The 17,548-nt window shown below is 55.3% G+C and carries 16 protein-coding genes and 3 pseudogenes; 13 read left to right on the forward strand and 6 right to left on the reverse strand.

Annotated elements, in window-relative coordinates:
* Nucleotides 1–135: 135 nt before the first annotated feature.
* The 7 genes and pseudogenes from AC1DXN_RS30465 to AC1DXN_RS30495 all read left to right on the forward strand — a co-directional run bounded on the left by AC1DXN_RS30465 (nucleotide 136) and on the right by AC1DXN_RS30495 (nucleotide 5,940).
* Nucleotides 136–1,311 carry a M20 metallopeptidase family protein gene (locus AC1DXN_RS30465; RefSeq protein WP_477278394.1) on the forward strand — a complete coding sequence of 392 codons (1,176 nt, stop codon included), beginning with the start codon at nucleotides 136–138 and terminating at the stop codon, nucleotides 1,309–1,311.
* A 70-nt stretch (nucleotides 1,312–1,381) separates the two neighbouring features.
* Nucleotides 1,382–1,711 (forward strand): annotated as a pseudogene (locus tag AC1DXN_RS30470) (M81 family metallopeptidase); the annotation flags it as partial.
* A gap of 46 nt (nucleotides 1,712–1,757) precedes the next feature.
* A complete protein-coding gene (locus AC1DXN_RS30475) occupies nucleotides 1,758–1,883 on the forward strand; it encodes a hypothetical protein (RefSeq protein ID WP_477421798.1) in 126 nt (41 codons plus the stop codon).
* A gap of 487 nt (nucleotides 1,884–2,370) precedes the next feature.
* Nucleotides 2,371–3,525, forward strand: a complete 1,155-nt coding sequence (locus tag AC1DXN_RS30480) for a M20 family metallopeptidase (protein ID WP_477278344.1) — start codon at nucleotides 2,371–2,373, stop codon at nucleotides 3,523–3,525.
* Nucleotides 3,494–4,252 (forward strand): gamma-glutamyl-gamma-aminobutyrate hydrolase family protein, encoded by a 759-nt coding sequence (locus tag AC1DXN_RS30485; RefSeq protein ID WP_477278342.1) that lies wholly within the window; start codon nucleotides 3,494–3,496, stop codon nucleotides 4,250–4,252. Before AC1DXN_RS30480 ends, AC1DXN_RS30485 begins: the two co-directional genes overlap by 32 nt.
* 3 nt (nucleotides 4,253–4,255) lie before the next feature.
* Complete coding sequence (locus AC1DXN_RS30490; protein ID WP_477278340.1) at nucleotides 4,256–4,738, forward strand: RidA family protein; 483 nt, start codon at nucleotides 4,256–4,258, stop codon at nucleotides 4,736–4,738.
* Nucleotides 4,735–5,940, forward strand: coding sequence for an FAD-dependent oxidoreductase (locus tag AC1DXN_RS30495; protein ID WP_477278338.1), 1,206 nt, complete (start codon nucleotides 4,735–4,737; stop codon nucleotides 5,938–5,940). Before AC1DXN_RS30490 ends, AC1DXN_RS30495 begins: the two co-directional genes overlap by 4 nt.
* Nucleotides 5,941–5,965: 25 nt before the next feature.
* Here the strand turns inward: AC1DXN_RS30495 and AC1DXN_RS30500 are convergent, their stop codons facing one another.
* Nucleotides 5,966–6,832, reverse strand: a complete 867-nt coding sequence (locus tag AC1DXN_RS30500; protein ID WP_477278336.1) for a LysR family transcriptional regulator — start codon at nucleotides 6,830–6,832, stop codon at nucleotides 5,966–5,968.
* A 126-nt stretch (nucleotides 6,833–6,958) separates the two neighbouring features.
* Here AC1DXN_RS30500 and AC1DXN_RS30505 point away from each other — a divergent pair.
* A pseudogene (locus tag AC1DXN_RS30505) lies at nucleotides 6,959–7,335 on the forward strand (M20/M25/M40 family metallo-hydrolase); the annotation flags it as partial.
* Between the two features lie 95 nt (nucleotides 7,336–7,430).
* On the opposite strand, the gene AC1DXN_RS30510 reads toward AC1DXN_RS30505, so the two are convergent.
* The 5 genes and pseudogenes from AC1DXN_RS30510 to AC1DXN_RS30530 form a co-directional block, all read right to left on the reverse strand.
* Nucleotides 7,431–8,530 (reverse strand): IS3 family transposase gene (locus tag AC1DXN_RS30510; RefSeq protein WP_477278334.1). Its coding sequence is split into 2 segments (ribosomal slippage): nucleotides 7,431–8,278 and nucleotides 8,278–8,530, totalling 1,101 coding nucleotides; the frame shifts between segments, so codons are not numbered across the junction.
* Nucleotides 8,531–8,794: 264 nt separating this feature from the next.
* Nucleotides 8,795–9,964: a M24 family metallopeptidase gene (locus tag AC1DXN_RS30515; RefSeq protein WP_477278332.1), complete on the reverse strand. Its 1,170-nt coding sequence runs from the start codon at nucleotides 9,962–9,964 to the stop codon at nucleotides 8,795–8,797.
* 157 nt (nucleotides 9,965–10,121) lie between these two features.
* A complete protein-coding gene (locus AC1DXN_RS30520; RefSeq protein ID WP_477278330.1) occupies nucleotides 10,122–11,297 on the reverse strand; it encodes a M20 family metallopeptidase in 1,176 nt (391 codons plus the stop codon).
* A gap of 19 nt (nucleotides 11,298–11,316) precedes the next feature.
* A complete protein-coding gene (locus AC1DXN_RS30525) occupies nucleotides 11,317–12,069 on the reverse strand; it encodes an aspartate racemase/maleate isomerase family protein (protein WP_477278328.1) in 753 nt (250 codons plus the stop codon).
* Nucleotides 12,070–12,533: 464 nt separating this feature from the next.
* Nucleotides 12,534–12,863, reverse strand: a pseudogene (locus AC1DXN_RS30530) (IS481 family transposase); the annotation flags it as partial.
* Between the two features lie 400 nt (nucleotides 12,864–13,263).
* Between AC1DXN_RS30530 and ehuB the strand changes: the two are divergent.
* From ehuB to AC1DXN_RS30555, 5 genes are all read left to right on the forward strand, one after another.
* The gene (gene ehuB / locus AC1DXN_RS30535) at nucleotides 13,264–14,166 is read left to right on the forward strand and encodes an ectoine/hydroxyectoine ABC transporter substrate-binding protein EhuB (protein ID WP_477278326.1); all 903 of its coding nucleotides are present in this window, start codon (nucleotides 13,264–13,266) and stop codon (nucleotides 14,164–14,166) included.
* A 94-nt stretch (nucleotides 14,167–14,260) separates the two neighbouring features.
* Complete coding sequence (gene ehuA, locus AC1DXN_RS30540) at nucleotides 14,261–15,046, forward strand: ectoine/hydroxyectoine ABC transporter ATP-binding protein EhuA (RefSeq protein ID WP_477278324.1); 786 nt, start codon at nucleotides 14,261–14,263, stop codon at nucleotides 15,044–15,046.
* Nucleotides 15,047–15,703 (forward strand): ectoine/hydroxyectoine ABC transporter permease subunit EhuC, encoded by a 657-nt coding sequence (gene ehuC, locus AC1DXN_RS30545; protein ID WP_477278322.1) that lies wholly within the window; start codon nucleotides 15,047–15,049, stop codon nucleotides 15,701–15,703.
* 1 nt (nucleotide 15,704) lies between these two features.
* Nucleotides 15,705–16,388: an ectoine/hydroxyectoine ABC transporter permease subunit EhuD gene (gene ehuD / locus AC1DXN_RS30550; RefSeq protein WP_477278348.1), complete on the forward strand. Its 684-nt coding sequence runs from the start codon at nucleotides 15,705–15,707 to the stop codon at nucleotides 16,386–16,388.
* A gap of 214 nt (nucleotides 16,389–16,602) precedes the next feature.
* Nucleotides 16,603–17,361 carry a maleate cis-trans isomerase family protein gene (locus tag AC1DXN_RS30555; protein WP_477278320.1) on the forward strand — a complete coding sequence of 253 codons (759 nt, stop codon included), beginning with the start codon at nucleotides 16,603–16,605 and terminating at the stop codon, nucleotides 17,359–17,361.
* Nucleotides 17,362–17,548 lie beyond the last annotated feature (187 nt).

Genomic DNA, 17,548 nt, shown 5'->3' on the forward strand with positions numbered 1-17,548 from the left:
GGATAGCAGGCTGCAGTGTCTGACGCGCGGATCTCGAACGAGCATGCTGCCACCCTGGGCAGCTGTCAAACTTTGATTATCAGGTTTGGATAACCCRCCGACCTTGAAGGATGAAGTGAGGAGCATAACACGACAATGCTGACCAACGATCTACTGTCGCCAGAAGAGCGCGAAGCCGTCATCGAAATGCGGCATGCCATGCATCGGGAACCTGAACTGTCGAACCARGAAACGAAGACCCGAAAGAGGATCATCGACGCGCTTGCCAAATTTGGACTGGAGGGCGCGCAGTCATTTCACAAAACCGGTATCTACATCGATGTTCAAGGGCTCGCTCCCGGGCCAAACCGTGCGATCGCCTTGCGCGGCGACATCGACGCGCTCCCGATACAGGAGAGCCGTGACGACCTGCCCTATCGTTCGCAAGTGCCCGGCGTCATGCATGCATGTGGTCATGACATGCATGCCTCGATTGCCTTGGGAACGGCTCTGGCCTTTCACCGGATGCGACAGAATTTCTCCGGCAAGGTACGCGTGATTTTTCAGCCTGCGGAAGAAGCTGAGCCCCTTGGCGGACGAAGCGTGGCGGAAGAGGGTTTGCTGGTCGGCTTCGAGGCCGCGGTGGGCTTTCACGTCGACACGGATATTCCCGCGGGTTCCTTTGGCGCACGTGCCGGTGCGGTAACAAAATCATCCGAGCAATTCGAGGTGAATATCATCGGGACCATGGCGCATGGCGCAGAGTCGCACGCCGGCGTCGACGCGATCTCCATGGCGGGGGCCTTCATCAATGAAGTCCAGAAGGTCGTCTCAAGGGAGATGCCCGTACACGACGGCGCGATCGTGACCATCGGCACCATCCATGGCGGAGAGGCAACGAATATCATCTGCCCGTCAGTCGTCATGACCGGAACCATCCGCACAAGCAGTCCCGAGCGGCGAGGCTTGTTGGTGCAAAGGGTACGCGAGGTCGCCGAAGGGGTCGCCGCCATGCATCGCGGCCGGGTCGAGTTCAGCTCTCAATCTGGCGAGCCTCCCGTCGTAAACGATGCCGGCATGGTTGAGCGGTTTCGCCAAATCGTGCTCCAGTCCTCCGGCGAGGATAAATACGTCCAGGCGCCGCCGAGTTCAGGCAGCGATGATTTCGGCTTCTACTCGGGCTGCGTTCCCTCGATCTACTTTCTGTTCGGCTCTCGAGAGCCCGGGAATGAATCAGGTGTTCACACACCAACTTTCGGTGCATCCGACAAGATACTGCTTCCGGCGACGGAGCTCGCCATCAAATATTGCTGGGAGCTCCTGCATAGTTGATGGCTTGACGAGCAGACGATGCATGGCTGCGGCAGAGCTGGCATCTCAAAAAAAGCAGACGAGGTGAACCATGGTCAAGAGGCGAGTCCTTGCAGGCGGCATCGCGAAAGAATCCCACAGTTTCAACCCGATCGTCACGGGCCGCGAACGCTTCACCATTGTAGAAGGCCAAGCAGCAATCGAACGTAATCGTGGCGCAAACTCCACATTTGGCGGTGTGATCGGCGCCGCAATTGAGGCGGGTGTCGATCTGATTGTCCCGACATTATTCCGGGCGCAATCCGGCGGACCCGTTGAGGATCGGGTTTTCGAGGAGGTGAGCGACGTCTTGGTCGATGCCGCCAAGAGCGGCAACTTTGACGCCATCGTTCTACCGCTGCATGGCGGCATGCTCACCGAGAGCCTGACGGAACCAGGAAGGTGTCCTGGTTGGGCGCCTGCCTGCCATCGTTGGGCGAGACGTTCCGATAACGGCCGCGTTCGACCTCCATGCTCATGTCACAGAAAGTACCCTGGCTGTTCCCGCGGCACTTTTCGCGCGCGGATGTAGGCACGATGTTCGACGCCTTTGAGGGTTTCGACATAGGACGATTTCAGAGTTTACGCTTACGGCCAGGGCGAGGAGACGGTCCGGGCTGGAGACTTCACGGGTTCGGGTCGGCGGCGTGAGTGGCGGCCGGAGAAGGGCGGAGGGCTACGAGGCGGGCGAGACGGGTTTTGCGCTGGCACGCCGGTATGGCGTCGGTCTGCTCGCCGGCCGATGGGGGAGGCGGCGATATCGAAATCCATGTTCGTGCCGGCGGTGGTGAGGGCGGTGCTTCCGAAGCCCCCGGCGGAGCATCCGCCATAACGCCGGCCAGGAGGGCGCCCAGGCCCTGAATATCGGACCCATCTGTTGCTGAACCTTTTCGATCATACGCGGCCGGGCAAGTGAGCTGTCGTAGCCTAAGCCTGAGATCGTTGCGCCATTCATAAAGTTCCTCGATCAATTCATTACGCTTTTGCGCTTCTTATCCCACATTGAAATGGCCATGCTCCTCAGAAACTAGAGGATTGTTCATGGCTGCCATTACTGCTCAAGCAAAACGCGAGGGCAAGGACCAATTCGACCCCATACGGTTCCTTCAGCAAGTCGTTGCAATAGATAGCTGCGATCCGCCTGGCGGTGAGGTAGAGGTTGCGCGACTCGTGCATCGGGAACTTCTTGCTCTTGGTATCGAGTCTGAACTCGACGAATTCCTTCCAAACCGGGCTAACGTTCTGGGAAGGATCCGTGGAACCGGCGAAAAGCCCGCACTGGTTCTTTCATCTCACATGGACACCGTACCCATCGGCACGGTCCCCTGGCAGCGGATGCCCTTCTCTGGCGAGATCGAAAACGGTCGCCTCTACGGGCGCGGCGCTACCGATATGAAGAGCGCTTTGGCGGCAATGATCGCTGCTGCGGGAAGATTGGCCACCCCAGACAGCCCGCTGAAGGGTGATGTAATCCTGGCATTCAGCGCAGGCGAAAGCGCAAATCTTTTGGGCGCGCGACGTTTCGTCGAACGCGGTCTGAAAAAGGAAATAGGAGCGTTCCTTTGCGGCGAGCCAAGCGATCTGGATGTCGTAATAGTGGAGAAGGCTGCGCTGTGGCTTCGAGCAACCGCCACCGGCCGCCTTGGTCATGTCTCGGGCAAGGCAGGCGTCAATGCCATTGAACTGATCCACTCCTTCCTAACGCGCCTTTACGAAATCAAGCTTGAGTTTCCGCAACATCCGCTTCTAGACGAGCCGACAATTCGCGTCGGGCGTATCCAGGGTGGCTCGGCAGTAAACCTTACGCCGGATCACTGCGCAGTGGACATCGATATTCGTTTGCCTCCGGTTGCGGATCACACTGTCGTCGTCGCTCAGATCCAGGACATTGCGCCGGAAGACGTTGCGATTAGCATTCTTGATTTCAAACCTGCGGTGGAAAGCCAATCCGACGACGGGTTCGTCAAGCTCTGCGTCGAAACATGCACTCGGCATCTAACGCGTGCGCCCGAGATAAAGGGCGTTTCCTATTACAGCGATGGCACCGTTCTCCTGGAAGGGCTCTCTGTGCCCTTCGCGATTATCGGCCCGGGCTCACTGGGTTTGAGCGGGCAGCCGGACGAGTCAGTCTCCGTCGACAATGTGCTGAAAGCCGTCGAGATCTATGAAGATGTCGCTCGGGCTTGGCTGTCTTGAGGCTGGTATGATGTATCGTCCGCGCATAGGTATAACGCCTGACATCAATGATATAGCCGCTCCAGAAACGGAGTATGTTCTGCGAAGAAACTACGCTGATGCGGTGTCAAACGCTGGCGGTCTTCCCTTCATTCTTCCATACGGCGAGCAAGTTCATGACTATCTCGAAGCCATAGATGGCCTCTTAGTCACCGGTGGCATGTTCGATATTGACCCGGCGCTTTATAGCCAACCCCCGCGTAAATCGTATACATTAAAGCCAGTCAGAACGAACTTCGAGCGCGCCCTTATCCAAGGAGCGTTGGCGCGGCAGCTCCCAATTCTTGGGATCTGCAATGGAATGCAGCTGCTGGCAGTGTGCCTTGATGGCAAGTTGGTCCAGGACATCCCCACTGAAGTCAAAGGCGCACTCGAACACAAGCCCTCACAATCGGCCGCCGTAGCTCAACACCAGGTTGATTTCTTGAGCGAGTCCCGTCATCTCCGGATCAAGAACGGGCATGCTTATGGCGTAAACAGTGTTCATCATCAGTCTGTCCTGCCTTCAGAGAGCTTCGTAACGCTGGCCAGCGCGCCCGACGGTGTGGTGGAGGCCTTGGAGGCCAAGAAAGGCGGTTTCGCCGTTGGGGTTCAATGGCATCCTGAATACGGCGTCGCAGAAATCGACAGTATTGTTTTCGATGATTTCGTGGCAACCGCGCGGGAATATTCCCAGCAGGAAAATTGATCCATGGGTTTGACGCCTGAACAGCGCCTGGAAGCGCTTAATCTCGTGTTGCCAAAAGTTACAAAGCCGGCGGGAAATCTCCTGGGCTTCAAGATTGACCGGGGCCAGGTCTACGTGTCAGGTCAACTGCCGCTCGAAGACGGCGCTGTGAAATATGTCGGGCGTGTCGGCGATGCAGTCACTCAAGACGAAGCCTATACCGCGGCAAAACTCGCAGGCCTCAACATCATCAGCCAATTGTCTTTTGCGACCGATGGCAACTTGGCCAGAATCTCGCAGATTATCAAGGTATCCGGCTTTGTAAGCTGCACCCCGGATTTCACGAATATTCCCTCGGTCGTGAACGGGGCATCAGACCTGTTGGTCGCAGTCTTTGGTGAGGCCGGGACGCACTCAAGATTTGCCATCGGCGTTGCCGCACTTCCAAGAGGGGTGCCGGTGGAGATCGAAGTTATCGCACGCCTTCGGGACGACGATGGTCGATGAGAGAAATTCTGGTTCTCGGAGCGGGCGTTGTCGGCATGACCACCGCTTATGCGCTGGCGCGAAAAGGCTTTCAAGTCACAGTCCTTGATGGAGCGGCGGGCCCAGCAGAAGCTGGCGCCAGCTTTGGCAATGGCGCACAGTTGAGCTATTTCTACTCTGATGCAATGGCGTCACCATCCCTGGTAGCCAATCTCCCAAAATATATTCTAGGTCTTGATCCAGCGTTCTGTGTCTCACTCCCTCTATCACCAGCTTTCATTGCATGGGCGTTGAGATTTATTGCCAACTCGACGCAGCAGGCGTTCGAGCGAAACACGATCGATATCTTGAAGCTTGCGTTGGAGAGCAGATCCGCGATTAGCAATCTCTCTGATAAGATCAAATTCGATCACGCTAAAACCGGCAAGCTAACCCTTTACGCCAATGAAAAGAGCCTCGAAAAAGCGAGAGCCCTTACCAAACTTAAGAACCAGTTCGGTGCCCAGCAGGCTGTCCTCACGCGAGATCAGGCTCTCGAGAAGGAACCGGCTCTTGAAGGCTACGGGCACGATTTCGTCGGAGCGGTGTGGTCACCACATGATGAATCGGGGGACTCAAACCTATTCTGTCGCAATCTGCGAGACTTGTTGGAGCGCGACCACGGCGTCATTTTCAGGTTTGGTTCGCGAGTTCGCCGGCTTGTCGTACGTGCCAATGCGCTCGTCGCCGTTGAAACTGAGACAGATCAACTTGAGTGTTCTCAGGCGGTCATTTCGCTTGGTGCGGGGGCACCGGCTATCGCAAAGACAGCGGGCATCCGTCTTCCGATATGGCCAGTTCAGGGTTATTCACTAACAGTTCCCGCGCTTGCGTCAGCACCTATCGCAAGCATTACCGATACGGCGCGAAAAACCGTGTTCTGCCGGATTGGCAGTAGATTGCGTGTCGCCGGCCTCGCCGATATCGGAGATGGAAAAGGCGGCTTCGGCGAAGAGCGGTTCCGCACCCTTCTCGAAACAGCAAAAGGCATCTTCCCCCGAGCGGGTAATTATGACGGAGACGTCAATGCCTGGACGGGCCTACGGCCTGTGACTCCAGACAGCAAGCCAATTGTCGGAAGGACAAACGTCAAAGGTGTTTCCTTAAATTGTGGTCACGGATCGCTTGGGTGGACGCTCTCAATGGCGGCTGCGAATAGACTGGTAGAATCGATTTCGACCTAAGCCCGACGGCAGCCTTCGCGTGGCGTTAGGCGCTTGTTCGGACCGACACCTGTGTCTGTAGAGTGTCTTCAATAACCCTCGCCAATTGTTTGGCGGCTAAGGTCGGCTCCTGTTCGCTGAAACTGATCTTGAGTCCGGTATAAGGAAGAGGAGGAAGACGACGGTCGCTAAGGATCTCCATCCCTGTTCGCAACTCTCCCTCGGGCACAACTGAAACTGCCAGGCCCGCCCGCACGACCTCCAGCACCCCCTCCAAGCTGCTACAGGTCACGACGCGGCGCGATTGCATCCCAGCGCCTCTGAGTGTCTCGAGCGCAGTCCTATGATAGCTGCAGGTGCCGCCAACCACCGCCAGAGGGATAACGCCGTTTTTGGGGACCTGCCAATTTGGACAGGAAATCCAGACCAGTCTGCTTGTTTGTAGGAGATTGGACCTGTCCAGCTCGGGATCGACGCGGAGCAAAGCGAGCTCGATGTTTCGTGCCTTCAGTTCACGCAACAGATCTGCCGACATTCCTGCTCTTATTTCCACGCTCACCGCGGGACGTCGCGCAACAAACTCAGCTAAAGCGCGGGTAAGAGGGGCAAATAAGTATGAATCATCGACAACTCCGACGACTACTGTGCCGCTACTTAACTCCGGACGAAATGCACTTTCCATTTCGTCGATCAGTGACACAACTTTGCTGGCGCGCTCCATGAGCTCGTCGCCCGACGGTGTTAGCCGGCATAGTCTCGTCGTTCGAACAAATAGCTGCTTACCAAGGTGCTCTTCGAGACGCGCAACCTGTTGACTGACCGTCGATTGTGTCATGTTCAGCCGTTGCGCAGCGCCAGAAAAACTCCCCAGCGTAGCGACCGCGGTGAACGTTCTCAGAAGTGCGACGTCCATATATGGCCTACTTATTCACATTGTGCATATATCGATAACAGAAAACGAATTATCTTCAAGTGTCCGCTTTGCTAGTTTGGGTTCGCCACCACAAGCTAGCGCCGGCATCTTCATTAACATCCTGAGCTGGATTATCGGGTGATCGAAACCGCAAAGTTCGTGACTCAAAAGCTCGAATCTTTCGGCGTTGACGAATTGGAATCGGGTATCGCCGAAACCGGAATTGTGTCTGTCGTGCGGGGAAGCCGCGGTGACGGTCAAACCATTGCATTACGGGCGGACATGGACGCGCTACCAATTCTAGAGGCTTCGGGTGAGCCGTGGGCATCCAGGACGGAAGGCTTGATGCACGCATGCGGTCACGACGGCCACACGGCCATGCTGCTGGGGGCGCCAAGCATTTGGCGGCGACACGCTACTTCTGAGGAAACGTCGCATTTATTTTTCAGCCCGCCGAGGAAGATGGACACGGCGCTCAACGCATGGTCCAGGAGGGCATCATGGTGGCGAATTGTCCCCAGTTTTCGATCTACGCACAGACAGTGACGTGAGCCCCGATTTTGGACCGCCCGGCTGGGGAATTTCCCGGGGGTAGCACTCACGGCGGACCGGATGCGCCTGAGGCATTCATGAGCGATATCGGCGGCTTATTACCGATGGCGCTGTGAGGACGAACCTCGTTGTAGTCTCGACGCCATTCCTCCATTTTCTGACGGGCGTCGTCAAGGGTCAGGAACCAGTGCTGGTTCAGGCACTCGGCGCGGAACTTGCCGTTGAACGACTCGATATACGCATTGTCCGTGGGCTTGCCGGGCCGTGAGAAGTCCAGGATCACGTCTCGCTGATAAGCCCACAGATCGAGGTCTCTGGAGATGAACTCGCTTCCATTGTCCACCCTGATCATCTTGGGATAGCCAACCTGGCGGCAGACGCGCTCGAGCGTCTGCACAACGTCTTCCCCCCGGTAGCTGAACCGCGGATCCGTCGCCGGCGCGTAGCGCGAATGGGTGTCGACGATGGTGAGGACGCGCAGCTTCCGGCCGGTGGCCAACTGGTCATGGACGAAGTCCATTGCCCAGACCTGGTTGGAGTGAGTGGCATCGGTTCTATCCTCCCGCAGCTTGGCCTTTACACGGCGCTTCGGCGTCTTGTTGCGCAGTTGCAGTCCCAACTCTTTGTAAAGCCTACGCGTTCGCTTCATGTTGATTGGCCATCCTTCGCGCAACAGCAGGACATGCACCCGCCGGTAGCCATAGCGAACCCGCGTCTCGCAAATCTCCTTGACCCGATGCTTGAGATCGGCCTGCTCACCGCGCTTTGGCTTGTAGGTGTAAAGGGACCGGTCGATCCGCAAGGCATTGCAGGCTTTGCGAATCGAGACCTTCCAGACGTCCCTTAACTCATCGACAAGCTGGCGCCGGCGGGCAGGCCTCAAAGCTTTTTTGCCAGGACGTCCTGCAGCATCGCCTTGTCCAACGACAGATCCGCGACGATGCGTTTGAGTTTGGCGTTCTCTTCCTCGAGCTGCCGCAGCCGCTTCACCTCGGACGGCATCAGACCGGCATAGCGCTTGCGCCAGTTGTAGAACGTCGCCTCGGATATCCCGACCTTCCGGCACACCTCGCCGATCGCCGTTCCCTCCTCAGCCTGCTTCAGAACAAAGGCGATCTGCGCCTCCGAAAACTTCGATGCCTTCATCGGATTCTCCATATCCCGGTCGAGGGATCATAACTGGAAAATCCCAGCCCAAAACGGTCCGAATTGCTGGGAGCACGTCAACAGGTCGCTGGGCCGATGGTGACGTTCCCAACTTTTCCGCGCGCATTGAACTGCAGCTAACCACCGATCTCGATTCCACCATTTTGTGGGTTCACGACCTCGGACAATACCTCTTGACGTAAAAGCCACTGCCGAAGCTGCTTTTGCAACGATCGCGGATGCTTTCCTGTTTGTGGCCAGAAGCTATATTTGGAAGATCTGTCGCGGGAGGATGCTGAATGTTTCGACGCCTGACTCCGTAACGCGAAGTGTTTCGCTGATGACGTAACCAAGATCTTCGTCGATCCAGTTACCCAGCATCAAATGAAATGTCATGTTAGGCTTCAAGATTGTGGGATCTCCAACCTTGAAGCTCGCTGTCGGTTCGGTCCAGTCAATGCCGATGGCATAGCCACATCGGGATTCCTTTCTAAAGCCGGACTTCCCCAACGTTTCGTTGAACGCGGCAGCAACGTCGCTACAGGTCGCGCCAGGCTTCACAGCAGCGAGAGCGGCCTCCAAGCCGGCGACCTCTCCCTCGTGCAAGCGCGTGAGGTGATCTGACGGCTCGCCGATGGAGAAGGTTCGCATCAGCGCGGAAGTATAGCCATGGCGGACACCTCCCAACTCGATGTTGATCTGAGAGCCTCGCCGGAAACGGTCGTCCGCCCACGTAATGTGTGCAGTAGAAGTACGCGGTGACGCACAAAGCGTGAAGTCGGCCACGTCGGTACCCTGCTTGCCGCCCGCTCCCCGAACAAGCTGCGCGATAATTTCCGAGGCTGCGTCAGCCTCGCTGACACCTGGACGGATTACCTCCTTTGCACGCAACATGCCAGCATCAGCGATAGCCGCCGCTTCGCGCATGAGCGCGATCTCCAAATCGGACTTGATCCCTCGGATCCAGCAAATGGTATTACCGAAATCTACGATTTTTGCTGCTCCAGTTCGCGCACGAAATTTTTCTACCGTTTGGCTCGACAGGATTTGTACTTCGATCCCGATATTTGCCTTTTCGAACCCAGCTTCCAGCAAATGGTCAATGAGTGCATCCCAGCCATCGTTGTCGGGATTTGCGATGAGGCTCTCGGGGTAACCAATAACCCGGCTACGATCGATAAACATTTGATGCACCGCGGCGGGCGCGTCCATCCGGCGCGTGATAAAGGTCGGTTCCTCATCGTCGAGGGAGACGATTAGACCTTGTGGCACATAGCCGGACTTGGCGGTGTAGCCTGTTAGGTAGGTTATGTTGGCAGGGGCGACTACCATCAGAGCGCTGATTTCCCCGCGCTCCATTTCCGCTTTTACGGCGGTCAAGCGCCTCAAATATTCACTTCGCGGAAAAACCTGCGGTCCCCGTGGCATAGCCATGACATCAATCTTTCTTGGACTCTAGATGGTTTAAGTTGTTTTTCCAGCGCTATCCAGCATCGGAAATGGCTGACTTTACGCTGACCGTTAAGAGGATAACTTGAGCGCTTGGTCACAGCGCGCGTGCGCATCTGCCGCCGCCGGCCTGCCAACGCGGTCAATCATGCAGGAGTTCCCAACAGTATTGTATTGCAAGCTCAGTGGTCGGAATGAGGATCTTGTCCGAGGCTCCAAAGGTTGGCGTGTGTACCCCCGTTTCGTTTCCGAGCTCCCGGCTGCCAAACTGAAAGTAGATCGAGGGTACGCACCCGGAGTAGAAACCGAAGTCATCGCTACCGGAGCTCGGCTTTACCTGGACATATTTATCCTCACCGGCCGATCGCGTCACGACTTGTCGGAACCGCTCGACCATCAGCGCGTCATTGACTACAGCAGGTTCGCCGGATTGGGAGCTGAATTCCACCCTCCCGCGGTGCATTGCGGCCACACCCTCGGCCACTGCGCGAACTCTCTGGACTAATAGGTTTCGCCGCGCAGAACTGCTGGTCCGGATCGTTCCTGTCATCACGACCGAAGGGCAGATGATATTTGTCGCCTCACCCCCGTGAATGGTGCCAATGGTGATGATTGCTCCGTCATCGACGGGCATCTCGCGTGACACCACCTTTTGGACCTCATTGATGAAAGCCCCCGCAATTGTAATGGCATCAACGCCGGCGTGTGACTCTGCGCCGTGCGCCATCGTCCCGATGACGTTCAGTTCAAACTGTTCGGATGATTTGGTCATCGCACCGGCACGAGCGCCGAAGGATCCCGCCGGTATATCGGTGTCGACATGAAAACCCACCGCGGCGTCGAATCCGACCAACAGACCCTCTTCCACAACGGTCCGCCCTCCAAGAGGTTCTGCCTCTTCCGCAGGCTGAAAAATCACCCGTACTTTGCCGGAGAAATTACTTCGCATCCGATGAAACGCCAAAGCGGTTCCGAGCGCAATCGAGGCATGCATGTCATGACCGCATGCGTGCATCAGGCCGGGGACTTGCGAACGGTAAGGAAGTTCGTCACGGTCCTCTTGAATTGGAAGCGCGTCAATATCGCCGCGCAAGGCAATCGAACGTGTCGGACCGGGAGCAAGGCCTTCAATATCAATATAGACACCGGTATTGTGAAAAGTCCTTGCTCTATCCAGTCCAAATCGCCTCAGCGTGTCGATGATCCGCTTCTGCGTTTTGGTCTCCTGGTTCGACAACTCGGGTTCGCGGTGCATTGCATGCCGCATTTCGATAACGGCTTCGCGCTCCTCGTGGGAGAGCAGATCGTTCGTGAGCATTGTCGGGTTACTCCAGTCATCAAATCGAATCTGTTGGAAGAGACAGGCGTGGCAGCCCGAGGTCCGAAGCGAACTTATCCCTAAGGCCATGTTCGCCTACTAGGTCCATGACGTGCCACGCGGTGGAATGCACGCTAGCCAGCACCGGACACCCAAGTGCCGAGGTCATCTCCACCAAGTCGGATTGTTTCACCGAAAAGGCCGCGCAAGATACGAAGGCCGCATCAACTGACTCGGCGTTGCCAACGAGTTTGCCCAATTCTGCTTGAATCCTATTAACCGGCACTCGACTAATATCGTCATCCGTCGCCAGGTTCATAGAATGCGCGAGAGAATGATCAGCGACGACCTCAATTCCGTGCCGGATTAGATAGGGTGCGAAGGCATTGTGCAAAGCGGGGCTATAAGGTGTGAGCAAAGCGATCCGCTTGATACTGAACTCTTTCATCATCGCGACCGCAGCGATGCCCGGCGAAGTATACTGAAGACCGGGGCGCCCTGCACTGAGACGATGAATGAGTTCATCGTTTCCAAGTGCAATTGTTGCTGAAGTGCAAAGAAAGACGATGACCTCGACCAGATCGTCAGGCGGCAAGGTTGCTAGGAGCACTGGCCAGTCAGGTCTCGGAATGAAGCCACCAGCCTGGTGATTTTCCTCATCGTAGCCAGTCCGCGTGGTAAAAACCCGCAACGGAGTGCCCGTCATGACAGCTTTGAAGGCATCCTCGCCCACGGGATCGGTAGAGAGCGTGACCAAGCCAATACCCTTCATATGTCTCCTCCCATTAGTGCTGCAGCACATCTGTGACTGCGCCGAGTATTCATTGCAACGCTAACGCAGGGGCCCTGTGCATTGAGCCGAGGTTGATCCACGTTCTCCATACCCTGTAAAGCGAAGCTCGTGCCCACCTCGGTTGAGGCGGTGGCCGATCGCAAGTCAACGGCCTATGAAGGCGCCCGCGAGCCCTTCTCGATTTCGACGATCATGACCCACTCGCGTGGTCCCTTTATTCACTTACCCGAATAGAGGTCGCCATTGAAATGGCGCGCGGGCCCGTGAAGTTGCACTTCCTTCCGTCTGCTGTCTCATATGGTTATTGTAGGAGGGGGGGCAGTTCGTTTGACAGCGCAAAGAGTTGGTTAGGAACGCGTTCTCTGCAAATTTTCTGCTATTTTGCAGGATTCCGTCCCATGGGCTTCGTCTCGCAGAAATGACGTCATTAAAGAATAGCGAACGCTGATGCTATGTCGCTGAAGGCATCGATGCATCGACGATCGTGTAAGGTGAGGATGTCGCCTGCAGACTGTAGAGACGGTCGTCGAGCGCAACAGCCCATGCCGGCGGTAGGCGATGATGATCGCTCCGTCTCGGTCGATAGAACGGTGGACTTCGGCACTTTCGGCCTGTCGCAAGATCGGCGATCGAAGTCCGTTTCTTCCACTTGGCGACCGTCTTCTGATTAATCCCGTAGCGCTTCGAAGATGCTCTCAAGCCCTCTTGACTTTGCTGTGTCGCTCGACCGACCGCCTCTGTCGTGCGGGCGCTCTATGTAGAATTTGCCACACGGCGAATCTCTCCAGGCTTGTGAGAAGATTGAACCATCAAAATCCGGGATCAACACCTAACCCTTCGGCATAAGGTGAATTAGCCAACTCGGCTTGCTGATCGGTGTCGTTACGCTCAGCGATCATCGGATTATTTCCGCTTGAGTGTGCCAAGAATCAGCAGGCATCGCTGAAGCATTTGGATAACCGCGTGATCCGAGGCAGCCTGCCAGATGGCGGGTTATCATGAGTCCGGATCAATTGACCGGCCCACCCTAGAAGGCCGATTTTCTGCAATTCGGCACTGATTTTTGCTGGAATTATGCGTGTTGAGACACAATAACCGTGATTATTCATTCGGCATTTGGATAATGATCGCGAGCGGGCCAACACGGTTCTGCACAAAAAAATGGGGAATGAAATGACACAGATTTCCGACGTCTGTAAAAACAGCCGCGAAAGCGGCTTCGTGCTTGGCAAGCGCATGCGCATCTTGCCCGCAGCGGCACTTGCCACCTTGGCAGCCGTGACGACGGTGCTGGGCTATCCGGCAATCACGAAAGCCGAAACGCTTGATTACGCGAAAGAAAATGGCGTGACCATCGCAGTCGCCAACGAGCCGCCCTACATGCAGATGAACCCGGATGGTACACCAGGAGGCTGGGGTCCAGAAATGGATGCTGCCATTCTTAAAGAGGTTGGCGTCACGAAGTTCTCGGGACAACTCATGGAATACGGCGCAATGATACCTGCACTGCAGTCCAATCGTGCAGATTTAGCATCGAGCGGAGCTCTTTTCATAAAGCCCGAGCGTTGCGAAGCGGTCCTTTTCTCCGACCCCGTGTCTTGCAGCGGTGAAAGTTTGATCGTCGCGGCAGCGCTGCGCGAAAAAGTCAAAACATATGGTGACGTCGCTAATCAAGGCCTGAAAATTGGCGTATGCGGCGGCTGTACGGAGCAGAAGTTGGCGCTTGAAGCCGGGGTAAAGGAAGATGACATAGTTGTATTTCCAGACGGCGACAGCGGCATAAAACTTCTTGAAGATGGGCGAATTGACGTATTTGGCAATGATTCCGCGACGACGACAAACCTATTCAAAAGGCTTGACGCTGCAAAATGGAACTATGTTCGCATCGAGAACATCCGCTCCTGTGGGGGGGCAGCATTCAACAAGAATAGTGCCGAATTGCGTGACGCGTACAACGAAGGCCTCCGTAAGATTAGAGCAAATGGCACTTACATGGAAATCATGAAGAAGTACGGCCTGCAAGAGGACGCTCAGGGTGTAGAGACGGTCAGCACGCAGCAATTATGCAAGAATTAGACCGCGAGAATTGCAGCCGCTGGCTTCCGCTCTGATCCCAGTCAAACCGTGGTTAGCGCGCCGCGGTTTGACGTTGTACTTCCGGAGACTAATAATGAATCGCCCGATGGTGCAGTTTGATAATGTATGCAAGCGCTATGGCGCCCATGAAGTGTTGAGCAATCTAAGTTTTAAAGTTGCGTCAGGCGAAAAGTTGGCGTTGATCGGCGCATCCGGCTCAGGCAAGACCACTATCCTGAGAATCCTCATGACTCTTGAGAAGATTGAGGAGGGTAGTGTTCTTGTAAATGGAGGGCCGCTCTGGAGCCCGGAAACGTCGAGCCTTGGCCGCAGCCGAGCCGAGGCTCACCTTCACAAGATGCGGCAAAATATCGGCATGGTATTTCAGCAATTTAATCTTTTTCCGCATATGACGGTTTTGCGCAACGTAACGATGGCTCCTATTCTCAACCAGGGGCTTTCAGAGCAGGAGGCAATCGCATTGGCGATGGATCTGCTTAAGATGGTCGGTATGGATCACAAGGCAAAGGCGCTGCCGGCTGAATTGTCTGGTGGACAGAAGCAACGTGTCGCTATCGCGCGCGCCCTTGCGCTAAAACCGAAAATCATGCTGTTCGACGAGGTAACGTCGGCTCTCGACCCCGAACTAGTCGAGGAAGTTCTGAATGTCATGCGTAAGCTGGCGGTAGAGACAGACATGACAATGCTCCTCGTAACTCATGAGATGAGCTTCGCTCGTGATTTTGCTGATCGCGTGCTTTTCTTAGATGGCGGGAGCATCGTAGAAGAGGGACCGCCTCGGGAAATTTTCAGCAATCCGCAGCAGGATCGAACCAAACAGTTCTTGCGCAAGATTGTAGCCGCGGGGCTTAGTATTTAAATGTCTGGATCGATTGAATTTCTCCCGGCCATCCTTGCGGGAGTGGTCCTAACCATCCAGCTCACTCTGTGTGGAACCTTCCTCGCCGTAGTCACAGCGTTCGCGGTAGGCTTCGCGCGACTCTCCAACTTCAGCTGGTTGCGTATGTCAGCCAGATTTTTCATGGAGTTCTTCCGAGGCACCTCCATGGTCGTTCAGCTTTTTTGGGCCTATTTTGTACTGCCACTTTTCGGTGTGTCACTGACACCATTCGAGGCAGGAGTGCTTGTCCTCGGCCTAAACTCAGGCGCGTATATGTCCGAAATCGTCCGAGGTGGTATGCTTGCCTTACCGCTTGAGCAGTTTGAAGCGTGTATCGCGTTGAACCTTGGTCGTTGGCAGCGGCTGAAGTATGTACTTTTGCCTCAAGCTTTGCCACTGATGATACCGCCTTTCTCAAACAGTGTCATTGAGATCTTAAAGTCAACCTCTGTTGTGTCACTAATTTCTCTTTCGGAGATAACTTTCCGGGCCCAAACCGTGCGAGCTCAAACAGGCGATGCAGTTGTACCTTTTATAGCAATCCTGGTCGTTTACTTAAGTCTGGCGGTAATGTTGTCACGGATTATGCGGTTGGTTGAACATCGCCTCCGCTCCACATCAAGTGTTAGGGCCTAAGATGGAATGGAATTGGAAGTTTGCTCTAGAAATTCTGCCAAAGCTCATCGATGGCGCTAAAATAACCGTCTACGCGAGCATATTGGCGTCAATCGTTGCACTATTGATCGGTCTTGCTTTGGCGGTCGCAATGCGTTCGGCACACCCGATCGTTGCTTCCGTGGTTCGGGGTTTCATCGAGTTCATCCGAGGAACCCCGCTGCTTGTGCAGCTATATTTCACATTTTACGTGCTACCTGACATGGGTATCTATCTTAGCCCGCTTATGGCGGGCGTTCTTACTCTCGGCATTCACTATTCGAGTTATACGTCGGAAGTCTACCGCGCCGGTATCGATAACGTGGACCGGGGTTTGTGGGAAGCCGCAACGGCTTTAAACCTGACGCGCATACAGACGTGGCGGTATGTTATCATTCCRCAGGCCGTACCCCCTATGGTGCCAGTGCTTGGGAACTACATTGTTGCGATGTTCAAGGAAACGCCATTGCTTTCGATGATCACGGTGATCGAATTAATGGGGCAAGCACGAATTATTTCAAATATCCACTATCGGTACTTCGAGCCAATGACGCTTGTTGGGCTATTCTTTCTCGTGATCAGTATTCCGTCTGTTGTCGCTCTGAACTACATGGAGCGGCGCTATGGCACACTCCGCACAGTTCATCATAATAAGTCAGTATTTTGACCAGACCGCCTCTACTCGATTGTTGCGGCAGCAACTCGTAACTGACGGCTTGTTATTAATAGCCAAGCGAAGAAACCGAAGAAACTGGTCAGATGAATTATTGGCTGGCAGCTCATTCACCCGTGACGAACCGAAGGCGCCGGCTTGCAGTTTTCGAAATTGTATTTCTCACCACAGAGGACGATCGTAATTGAGCATAGCTCGGGAGGATCCCATGCAGCCCCTCGATTCAACTGTTATCTTTAACGGATCGACCGCGCCGTCGCGAAAAATTGTACGTATCGGACTCATTTTGATTTCCACGGATGAGGTAGGAGGCGATGCTTTTCGCGCTATCCTGCCGAGGGATGATGTCTCTGTTTTTGCGACGAGAGGTAGCTGCGAAGACGGCTGGGAAGGTTTCGCGTTTACGTCGTCCTTCACGGAGGTCGCTAACACTCTTCCGCCCGCGGATCGCCTCGATGTTCTGGCTTTCAGTTGCACCAGTGCCACCGTAGAATTGGGTATCGAAGGAGTGCTGTCAGAACTCAGCAATGCGCTGCCCGGACTTAAATACACGTCTCCGGCCATCGCCGCGATCGAAGCTTTAAAACAGTTTGGCGCGAAGAAGGTCGCGCTGCTAACGCCCTATCCGGTGAATGTGCATCGGTCGTTTGTTAGATTTCTAGAGATGCACGGGTTCGGCGTTTCGGCTAATGGAACATTTGATAAGTCTGCCGACGCAGAGATTGGAGAGCTGCGAAAAGAGTCCATTTTCGCTGCGGCTAAGTCGCTGGTAGAAGCTTCTGAGCCGGATGCTCTCTTCATATCTTGTACGGCCACGCCTGTGGTGGAACACATCGGTCAATTAGAGGCAGAGTTGGGCCTACCCGTAGTCACTAGCTCCCAGGCAATGGCTTGGGACGCCCTCCGCCTGGTTGGATACAACAGGCCGATCCCAGGGTTTGGGCGCCTTCTTGCGGCATCGCGCTGAGAAGCAAAGGGAGTGGCGCTGTCCAGCCGATAGATAAGTAACAGTTTTAACCGATAACACTTCTCCCCCTATGTGTCCGCCGCAGTGCCAAGCGGTTTGGTTGGCGCAGCGCTGCGGCGGACAAGCTTCATGTGTCGATACCGGCTTCAATCCAGAAGTGCCGTTTGAATCTTCCCCAGTATAGAGC

Source organism: Mesorhizobium sp. P2_H9, assembly GCF_056403215.1.

Bases quoted from the DNA above. Each gene is read 5' to 3' on its own strand.
- AC1DXN_RS30480 (WP_477278344.1), top strand. From the start codon at position 2,371: ATGGCTGCCATTACTGCTCAAGCAAAACGCGAGGGCAAGGACCAATTC.
- AC1DXN_RS30555 (WP_477278320.1), top strand. From the start codon at position 16,603: ATGCAGCCCCTCGATTCAACTGTTATCTTTAACGGATCGACCGCGCCG.
- ehuB (WP_477278326.1), top strand. From the start codon at position 13,264: ATGACACAGATTTCCGACGTCTGTAAAAACAGCCGCGAAAGCGGCTTC.
- AC1DXN_RS30515 (WP_477278332.1), bottom strand. From the start codon at position 9,964: ATGGCTATGCCACGGGGACCGCAGGTTTTTCCGCGAAGTGAATATTTG.
- AC1DXN_RS30500 (WP_477278336.1), bottom strand. From the start codon at position 6,832: ATGGACGTCGCACTTCTGAGAACGTTCACCGCGGTCGCTACGCTGGGG.
- AC1DXN_RS30525 (WP_477278328.1), bottom strand. From the start codon at position 12,069: ATGAAGGGTATTGGCTTGGTCACGCTCTCTACCGATCCCGTGGGCGAG.
- ehuC (WP_477278322.1), top strand. From the start codon at position 15,047: ATGTCTGGATCGATTGAATTTCTCCCGGCCATCCTTGCGGGAGTGGTC.
- AC1DXN_RS30520 (WP_477278330.1), bottom strand. From the start codon at position 11,297: ATGCTCACGAACGATCTGCTCTCCCACGAGGAGCGCGAAGCCGTTATC.
- AC1DXN_RS30485 (WP_477278342.1), top strand. From the start codon at position 3,494: ATGAAGATGTCGCTCGGGCTTGGCTGTCTTGAGGCTGGTATGATGTAT.
- AC1DXN_RS30490 (WP_477278340.1), top strand. From the start codon at position 4,256: ATGGGTTTGACGCCTGAACAGCGCCTGGAAGCGCTTAATCTCGTGTTG.
- ehuA (WP_477278324.1), top strand. From the start codon at position 14,261: ATGAATCGCCCGATGGTGCAGTTTGATAATGTATGCAAGCGCTATGGC.
- AC1DXN_RS30495 (WP_477278338.1), top strand. From the start codon at position 4,735: ATGAGAGAAATTCTGGTTCTCGGAGCGGGCGTTGTCGGCATGACCACC.